Source organism: Streptomyces sp. SM1, assembly GCF_002910825.1.
Lineage (GTDB): Bacteria > Actinomycetota > Actinomycetes > Streptomycetales > Streptomycetaceae > Streptomyces > Streptomyces okerensis.
Genome location: NZ_NEUB01001036.1, coordinates 636 through 8783 on the forward strand (window position 1 = coordinate 636; position 8148 = coordinate 8783).

Genomic DNA, 8148 nt, shown 5'->3' on the forward strand with positions numbered 1-8148 from the left:
GCCGCCTCCAGCCAGTCCTCCGGCATGCCGGACGCGCGGGCCGCCGCGATGGCTCGGCTTGCCCGTCACAGCAGGGGAGCCGGCCGAGCCCGTATGCCGAGGGCGCCCGCGAGAGAGCCCGCGCCGTCCGTCGACCGGCGGTCCGTCGGCCGGCCGCCGAGCGCGCTGCGCCGCTGTGCCTCACGCCCGCCGATCAGCCGGGCAGCGGTGAGTTTCCGCAGGCGAACGGCGAACGGCACGTGTACCACCCGAAGTACCGCCCCAGCCGCAGGTGTTGCCGTCGGCCCGAACCCTGTCGCGGCACCCGTGCCGCAGAGCACCGCACCGACGGTACCGATCAGCACCGGGAAGCGCGTCATGACGGCCCCGGGCCGTCGTCGACGTGACGCTCCATCGACTCCGCGCTACGACGACTCCCGCACCACCAGCTCCGTCGGCAGCGTCATCTGCTGCCGCGGTGCGCCGTGGTGAGTGATGTCGGTGAGGATCCGGGCCATGGTCCGGCCCAGCTCCTCCACCGGCTGACGCACCGTCGTCAGGGGCGGGTTGGTGTGCCGGGCGAGGACGGAGTCCTCGAAGCCCACCACGGCGACATCGTCGGGCACCCGCCGCTTCTGGCGGCGCAGTTCGGCCAGCGCGCCGAGCGCCATGAGGTCGGACGCGGCGAAGACGGCGTCCAGGTCCGGTGCGCGTTCAAGAAGTAAACGCATGGCACGGCTGCCGCTCTCCTCGCTGAAGTCGCCTGCCTCGACGAGCAGTTCGTCCGCCGGCCGGCCGGCCTCCTCGTGGGCGACGCGCCACCCGGCGAGCCGACTGCGGCCGACGTCCATGTCCTGCGGACCGGTGATCGTCGCCACCCGCGTCCGGCCGCTCCCCAGCAGATGCCGGACGGCCTCGGTGGCCCCGCCGGCGTTGTCCGAGTCGACGTAGCTCAGCTGCTCGCCCGCGTCACGCCGGCCGGCGAGCACGGTGGGCAGCCCCATTTCCTCCAGCATGCCGGGCAGCCGGTCCTCGCTGTGGACGGAGACCAGGAGGACGCCGTCCACCCGCCGCGTCGCCACCGACTCGGTGAGCTGGTCCCGTTCGGCCTGGTCGCGCACCAGCATGAGCTGCAGCTGGGTCCGGCTCTCGGCGAGGGCGCCGCTGACACCGCGGATCAGCGCGGCGAAGAACGGTTCCGAACCCAGCCGGCTCTCCGATTCCGGGATCACCAGGGCCACGGCGTTGGTGCGGTTGGTCACCAGGCCTCGGGCGACCGAGTTGGGGACGTAGTTGAGCTCCTTGATCGCCGCCAGCACCCTGGCCCGCGCGTCGGCACTCACCAGGTCCGAACCGTTGACGACACGGGAGACCGTGGTGCGGCCGACGCCGGCTCGGGCGGCGACCGTCTTGATCGTGGGACGGCGGTTGCCGGTCATGTGCTCCCTCCTCGGCGGCCGCGGCGGGGATGCCTGCCGCGGAGGTGACCAGCGGCAATTCTTGCAGACGCCGACGCGGGCACAGCACCGCTCCGGCGCGGGGTCCCGGGCTCCGTGTCCGGTTCGTGATGACAAGTTGTTTTCAAGTTATTGACAGATCCATCCATGAGCCAGGAGTCTTCGATGCGCGGTGGGAACGTGCCCACCCAGAAATGGGCACGTTCCCACTACTACCAGAGCCGCTGTAGTCATCGCGAAACTCGTCACTCCGATGTGTCAGCGTCGTCGCTAGGAGGAGATCCATGGGCACTCTCGGTTCGTTGCGCACGAAGGCGGTGGCGACAGCCGCGGCCGTCGGCGCGCTCACGCTCGTCGTCGGCTGCGGCGGAGGCAGTGATTCGGCCACCGGCGGGAGCAAGAAGGACGGCAAGGTCACCATCACGATGGGCCTGTTCGGCGTGATGGGCATCAAGGAAACGGGTCTCCTGGAGCAGTACGAGAAGGAGAACCCCAACGTCGACATCAAGGCCGAGATCGCCGGTGACGAGCAGACGTACTACACCGCGCTGCAGACCCGGCTCGCCGCGGGCAACGGTCTGAAGGACATCCAGGGCATCGAGATCGGCCGGGCCAAGGAGATCACCGAGACCCAGTCCGACAAGTTCGCCGACTTTGCCGGAACAGCCGGCACCGACCACTTCCTGCCCTGGAAGCAGTCCCAGATCAGCACCGCGGACGGCAAGGTGCTCGGCCTGGGCACCGACATCGGCCCGATGGCCGTCTGCTACCGCAAGGACTACTTCGAGAAGGCCGGCCTGCCCACCGACCGCGAAGAGGTCGGCAAGCTGTGGGAAGGCGACTGGAACAAGTACGTCGAGGCCGGCCGCACCTTCAAGAAGGGCTACAAGGGGGGTGACGTGGCGTTCATGGACTCGGCCAGCGGCCTGTTCAACGCCATGGTCTACGGCCACTCCGAGCAGTACTACAACGAGAAGGGCGACCTGATCCACGACAAGAACCCGGTCGTCAAGGATGCCTGGGCGCTGTCCGCGGATGCCGGCGAGGAGGGGCTGACGGCCAAGCTGCGCCAGTTCCAGCCGGGCTGGGACCCGGGTCTGGCCAACGGCACGTTCGCGACCGCCGTGTGCCCGGCCTGGATGCTCAGCCACATCAGCGAGAAGGCCGGTGACGCGAACAAGGGCAAGTGGGACGTCGCCCCGGCGCCCAAGGGAGCCAACTGGGGCGGAGCCTTCCTGAGCGTGGTCGAGAAGAGCCCGGTGAAGGAGGAGGCCCAGAAGCTCGTCGCCTGGCTGACCGCGCCGGAGCAGCAGGCCCACATCTTCACGGAGATCGGCAACATCCCGTCCTCGCAGAAGGCGCTGGAGAGCGACGCGGTGAAGAACGCCAAGTCGGAGTACTTCAGCAACGCCCCGATCGGCCAGATCTTCGGTGAGGCCGCGCAGGAGATCCCGGACAAGCAGGTCCTCGGCCGCAAGGACGGCACCATCAAGGACACCTTCTCGCAGGGCCTGGCCCTGATCGAGCAGGGCACCTCGCGTGACGAGGCGTGGGACACCACCATGGAGCGCGTGGAGAAGGCGGTCGGCTGACCGGTCGCCCCGCGGTCGTCCGGGCCCGCCGCCGCCTCCGGCCGGCGGGCCCGGACCCCGGCACACACATCCGCTCTCAGGAAGGAAGTCCGGTGGCCACCTCCACCACCAACGCCCTGGCCGGCGAGGAGCCGCCAGGCACGCCCCGCAAGACCGGAGGCGAGGGCAAAGCCCGGCGGCGCAGCGCGCTGCTGCACCGACTGGACGTCAAGGGCGCGCCGTTCGCGTTCATCGCGCCGTTCTTCATCGTCTTCGCCGCGTTCAGTTTCTACCCCCTCGTCTACACCTCGTGGATCTCCCTGCACGACGTGGAACTGGCCACCCTCGACATCATGGAGTGGGTGGCGTTCGACAACTACGTCGAGCTCTGGGGCGACTCACGGTTCTGGAACGCGCTGCAGAACACCATCACCATCGGTGTCATCTCCACGGTGCCGCAGCTGATGATGGCCCTCGGCCTGGCCCACCTGCTCAACTACCGCATGCGCGCCTCGCTGTTCTTCCGCGTCGCCTCGCTGGTCCCGTACGCCACCTCGGTCGCCGCCGCCGCGCTCGTGTTCACCATGATCTTCGAGCGTGACTTCGGCATGATCAACTGGGCCCTCGGCTCCGTCGGCATCGACCCGGTGAACTGGGAGGCCGACAAGTGGCCCGCCCAGGCCGCGATCTCCACCATCGTCATCTGGCGCTGGACCGGCTACAACGCCCTGCTCTACCTGGCCGCCATGCAGGCCATCCCCGCCGACCGGTACGAGGCGGCCTCACTCGACGGCGCCTCCCGGTGGCAGCAGTTCACGCACGTCACCATTCCCGGCATCCGCTCCACCATCGTCTTCACCATCGTGCTCTCCACGATCGGCGCCACCCAGCTGTTCGGCGAACCGCTGATCTTCGGCCAGGGGCCCAACGGCATCACCGGCGGCGCGGACAACCAGTACCAGACGCTGGGCCTGCTGCTGTACGAGGAGGGCTGGAAGAACTACCAGATGGGCCGCTCCGCGACCGTCGCCTGGGCGATGTTCATGCTGCTCGTCCTCGCCTTCGTGGTGCAGCGCCTGATCAAGCGCCTGCGTTCCCGTACGTCCTGACCTGGAGTCGTCATGACCACTCACAGCCTCCCGGTCCGGACGGAGACCCCGGACCGGACCCCTGCCGAGAAGCCGGCCGGCCGCGGTGGCCGCCGGCTGCTGCGCCAGCGTGCCGGCCGCCAGCACCACGCCGGACCGCTCGCCTACGTCCTGCTCGTCATCATGGCGGTGCTGTCCATCTTCCCGCTGTACTGGACGATGGTGGCGGCCTCCACCGACAACACCCGCGTCAGCCAGACGCCACCGCCGTTCCTGCCCGGCCCGAACCTGTTCAGCAACCTCGCCCGCGCCTGGGACGAGGCGGCCATGGGCAAGGCCATGATCAACAGCCTGATCGTGGCCGGGGTGATCGCCCTGTCCACGGTGCTCTTCGCGACGCTGGCCGGATTCGCCTTCGCCAAGCTGCGGTTCAAGGGCCGCAACGCCCTGCTCATGCTGGTGATCGGCACCATGATGGTGCCGCCGCAGCTCGGCGTCGTACCGCTGTTCATGATGATGTCCGAGCTCGGCTGGTCGCAGCAGCTGCCCGCCGTCATCTTCCCCACGCTGGTGAGCGCGGTCGGTGTGTTCTTCATGCGGCAGTACCTCTCCGAGGCGCTGCCCGACGAACTCGTCGAGGCCGGACGCGTGGACGGGGCACACTCGCTGCGGATCTTCTGGAGCATCGTGCTGCCCGTCGCCCGGCCCGCCATGGCGGTCCTGTTCATGATCACGTTCGTGCACGCGTGGAACGACTTCTTCTGGCCGTTCGTGGTGCTCGACATGACCAACCCGACGGTCCCCGTCGCCCTCACCCAGCTCAGCGCGGGCTATGTGCGGGACCAGTCACTGATCATGGCGGGCGCTCTGCTCGGCACGCTGCCACTGCTGGCGATGTTCATCGTCTTCGGCCGCCAGATCGTCAGCGGCATCATGGCGGGCGCCGTCAAGGGCTGACCACGCCACGCCCCGGCCCGCACCACACCCCACCAGGCATTCGCCTGCGAACCCCCCTCTCCCGAAAGGACTTACGTGGTCACCGCAGCACAGCAGACCGCGTCCGCCCCGGACGCCGCCCGTACCTTCCCCAAGGGCTTCCTCTGGGGCTCGGCCACCGCCTCCTACCAGATCGAGGGTGCCGCCGCCGAGGACGGCCGCACGCCGTCCATCTGGGACACCTACGCCCGCACCCCCGGCCGGGTCCGCAACGGTGACACCGGTGACATCGCCACCGACCACTACCACCGCTGGCGCGAGGACGTCGCCCTCATGGCCGAACTCGGCCTGGACGCCTACCGGTTCTCCCTCGCCTGGCCCCGGATCCAGCCCACCGGCCGCGGCCCCGCCGTCCAGAAGGGCCTGGACTTCTACCGGCGTCTCGTCGACGACCTGCTGGACAAGGGCATCCAGCCCGTCGCCACTCTCTACCACTGGGACCTGCCCCAGGAGCTGGAGGACGCCGGCGGCTGGCCCGAGCGGGTCACGGCCGAGCGGTTCGCCGAGTACGCGGCCCTCGCCGCGGACGCCCTCGGCGACCGGGTGAAGACCTGGACCACCCTCAACGAGCCCTGGTGCAGCGCCTTCCTGGGCTACGGCTCCGGTGTCCACGCCCCCGGCCGCACCGACCCGGTCGCCGCCCTGCGCGCCGCCCACCACCTCAACCTGGGCCACGGCCTCGCCGTACAGGCACTGCGCGACCGCCTCCCCGCCGCCGCCCAGTGCTCGGTCACCCTCAACATCCACCACGTACGGCCGCTCACCGACAGCGACGCCGACACGGACGCGGCCCGCCGGATAGACGCGCTCGCCAACCGGGTCTTCACCGGCCCGATGCTGCAGGGCGCCTATCCGGAGGACCTGCTCAAGGACACCGCGGAGCTGACCGACTGGTCCTTCGTGCGGGACGGCGACCTCCAGCAGATCAACCAGCCGCTGGACTTCCTCGGCGTCAACTACTACACGCCCACCGTCGTCTCCGAGACCGACGGCAGCGCCACCCACGCCTCGGACGGGCACGGCAACAGCGCCCACAGCCCCTGGCCGGGTGCCGACAAGGTCGCCTTCCACCAGCCGCCCGGCGACACCACCGCCATGGGCTGGGCCGTCGACCCCACCGGCCTGTACGACCTGCTGCGCCGGCTCTCGTCCGACTTCCCCAGGCTGCCGCTCGTCATCACGGAGAACGGCGCGGCGTTCGACGACTACGCCGACCCGTCCGGGAACGTCAACGACCCGGCCCGGATCGCCTATGTGCGGGGCCACCTGGCCGCCGTCCACCAGGCCGTCGTGGACGGCTCGGACGTGCGCGGCTACTTCCTGTGGTCGCTCCTGGACAACTTCGAGTGGGCCCACGGCTACAGCAAGCGCTTCGGCGCGGTCTACGTGGACTACCCGACCGGCACCCGCATCCCCAAGGCGAGTGCGCGCTGGTACTCCGAGGTCGTGCGCAACGGGATCCTGCCCGGCGCCTGACCCGCCGCGGGCGACACCCGTCCGCCTCCCCGGACGGTGTCGCCCCACAGGTCCGTCCCCGTGTGTGCTGTCCGGCCGGAGCGCCGTAGCACCGCCCGGTGCTACGGAGGAGAGTCCGTCGCCGGCGGCGCGGGGACGGGGGTGACCGGACTTCCCGTCGCCGTGCTGGGCTCGCTCGGGGAGTCGGCGGGCGCCGGTGGCACCGACGGACTCGGCATGGGGGAGGGGCGGTCGCTCACGGGAGGCGGAGCGAGCGGCACCGTGGGGGACGCGGGCTTGTCGGCCGTCGACGCGTTCTGCAGGGGCAGGGCGATCAGCACTCCGGCGGCGCAGGCCAGCCCGACGCCGGCCACGGTACGGACCAGCCGGCGCCGCGCCGCGCCGCGCCGGATCGCCTCGAACCGGCCGGGCGGCGGGCCGAGGTAGTCGGAGGCGGGCCGCAGAATGACGGCGAGTGGGTCGTCGGCGCCGAACTCCGGATCCTCGTCAGGGCGTGTGATCAAGGGTTCTCCTCAGGTGGGCACGGAGCAGTTCCCGGGCCGCGTGGAGATCGGCCTTGACGGTTCCCTCCTTGCGTCCGGTCACCGCGGACACCTCCCGGATCGGCATGTCAGCGTAGTAGTGCAACAGGATGGGCACGCGCAGCCGTTCCGGAAGCGACTGCACGAGCAGGCGTACGGACGGATCGGACTGCTCTGTGTGCGGCCGGACGGCGGCTTCGGTGCCGGCCCGGTGCACGGCCCTGCGCTCGCGTTTGCGCCAGTGGTCACGGACCAGATTGGCCGCCGTGACATAGAGGAAGCCCCGGGGCTCCGCCACGGAGGTCCAGCGGGACCACAGCCGGGTGAACGCCTCCGAGGCGATCTCGTGGGCCGTCTCGTCGTCGTCGACCAGCCGGCGGCACCAGCCGGCGAGGCGCGGGTAGAGGGCGGCGAAGAGTTCGGACGCTGCCTGCTCGCGGGACCGTTTCAACGCTCTCCATGGTCGGGGCGGTACCGAGGACCGGTACCGCTCGCGGAAGGGGTCCCGGGCCGCCGGCACACGGTCCGGCGGCCCGGGACCCCGCTGACGGGTCAGGGAATCGCGGCGCGCAACGTGGCGAACACGATCACGTTGTCGCGGTACTCGTCCCCCGTGCGGGGCCCGCCGCAGGTGATCAGCCGCAGCTCCGCACGGTCGACGTCCCCGTAGACCGCCTCCGTCGGGAAGTCGGCCTTGGCGACCGTCAGGACCGACTCGACGGTGAACTCCGCCGCCGTGCCGTTCTCCAGGTGTGCCACGATCCGCTCGCCCCGGCGCAGCCGCCCGAGACGGCGGAAGACGCCGTCCCCGTAGTCGCCGACCGCGACGTGGCCGAGGATCACCGACGGACCCGGGTGGCCGGGCGTCGGTGAGTGCCGGTACCAGCCCGCCCGGTCGTCGGCCGTGATCGGAGGCACCTCGACGGTGTGGTCCGGGGCCAGCCCCAGCCGCATGACGGGGGTGTCCACTCCGATGGCCGGGATCTCGAGCCGGACCGGAACCGAACGCCGCAGGGTGTGCGCCGGCCTGGCGGAGGACCGCGCGGCCGGCTCTGTGCTC

General features: G+C 70.5%; 9 protein-coding genes. 4 read left to right on the plus strand and 5 right to left on the minus strand.

Translation table 11 applies throughout. The features are described 5' to 3' along the window. Positions 1-65 precede the first annotated feature (65 nt). Both B9S61_RS41350 and B9S61_RS38105 read right to left on the minus strand, forming a co-directional pair. On the minus strand, positions 66-239 hold the full coding sequence (locus tag B9S61_RS41350) for a hypothetical protein (protein ID WP_181007729.1): 174 nt from the start codon (positions 237-239) through the stop codon (positions 66-68). 165 nt (positions 240-404) lie between these two features. Continuing rightward, positions 405-1418, minus strand: coding sequence for a LacI family DNA-binding transcriptional regulator (locus tag B9S61_RS38105; RefSeq protein ID WP_103546250.1), 1014 nt, complete (start codon positions 1416-1418; stop codon positions 405-407). Between the two features lie 302 nt (positions 1419-1720). On the opposite strand from B9S61_RS38105, the gene B9S61_RS38110 reads away from it, so the two are divergent. From B9S61_RS38110 to B9S61_RS38125, 4 genes are all read left to right on the plus strand, one after another. Then, positions 1721-3028 carry an ABC transporter substrate-binding protein gene (locus B9S61_RS38110; protein WP_103546251.1) on the plus strand — a complete coding sequence of 436 codons (1308 nt, stop codon included), beginning with the start codon at positions 1721-1723 and terminating at the stop codon, positions 3026-3028. A 92-nt stretch (positions 3029-3120) separates the two neighbouring features. Continuing rightward, positions 3121-4116 carry a carbohydrate ABC transporter permease gene (locus tag B9S61_RS38115; protein ID WP_103546252.1) on the plus strand — a complete coding sequence of 332 codons (996 nt, stop codon included), beginning with the start codon at positions 3121-3123 and terminating at the stop codon, positions 4114-4116. 12 nt (positions 4117-4128) lie between these two features. Then, on the plus strand, positions 4129-5052 hold the full coding sequence (locus B9S61_RS38120; protein WP_103546253.1) for a carbohydrate ABC transporter permease: 924 nt from the start codon (positions 4129-4131) through the stop codon (positions 5050-5052). A 75-nt stretch (positions 5053-5127) separates the two neighbouring features. Continuing rightward, positions 5128-6567: a GH1 family beta-glucosidase gene (locus B9S61_RS38125; protein WP_103546254.1), complete on the plus strand. Its 1440-nt coding sequence runs from the start codon at positions 5128-5130 to the stop codon at positions 6565-6567. Positions 6568-6668: 101 nt separating this feature from the next. Here B9S61_RS38125 and B9S61_RS38130 read toward each other — a convergent pair whose 3' ends face one another. The 3 genes from B9S61_RS38130 to B9S61_RS38140 all read right to left on the minus strand — a co-directional run. Further along, positions 6669-7070, minus strand: coding sequence for a hypothetical protein (locus tag B9S61_RS38130; protein WP_103546255.1), 402 nt, complete (start codon positions 7068-7070; stop codon positions 6669-6671). Next, positions 7054-7539 (minus strand): RNA polymerase sigma factor, encoded by a 486-nt coding sequence (locus B9S61_RS38135; RefSeq protein ID WP_103546256.1) that lies wholly within the window; start codon positions 7537-7539, stop codon positions 7054-7056. Before B9S61_RS38135 ends, B9S61_RS38130 begins: the two co-directional genes overlap by 17 nt. A 101-nt stretch (positions 7540-7640) precedes the next feature. Further along, on the minus strand, positions 7641-8148 hold a 508-nt coding region (locus tag B9S61_RS38140; protein ID WP_103546257.1), incomplete at its 5' end, for a class F sortase.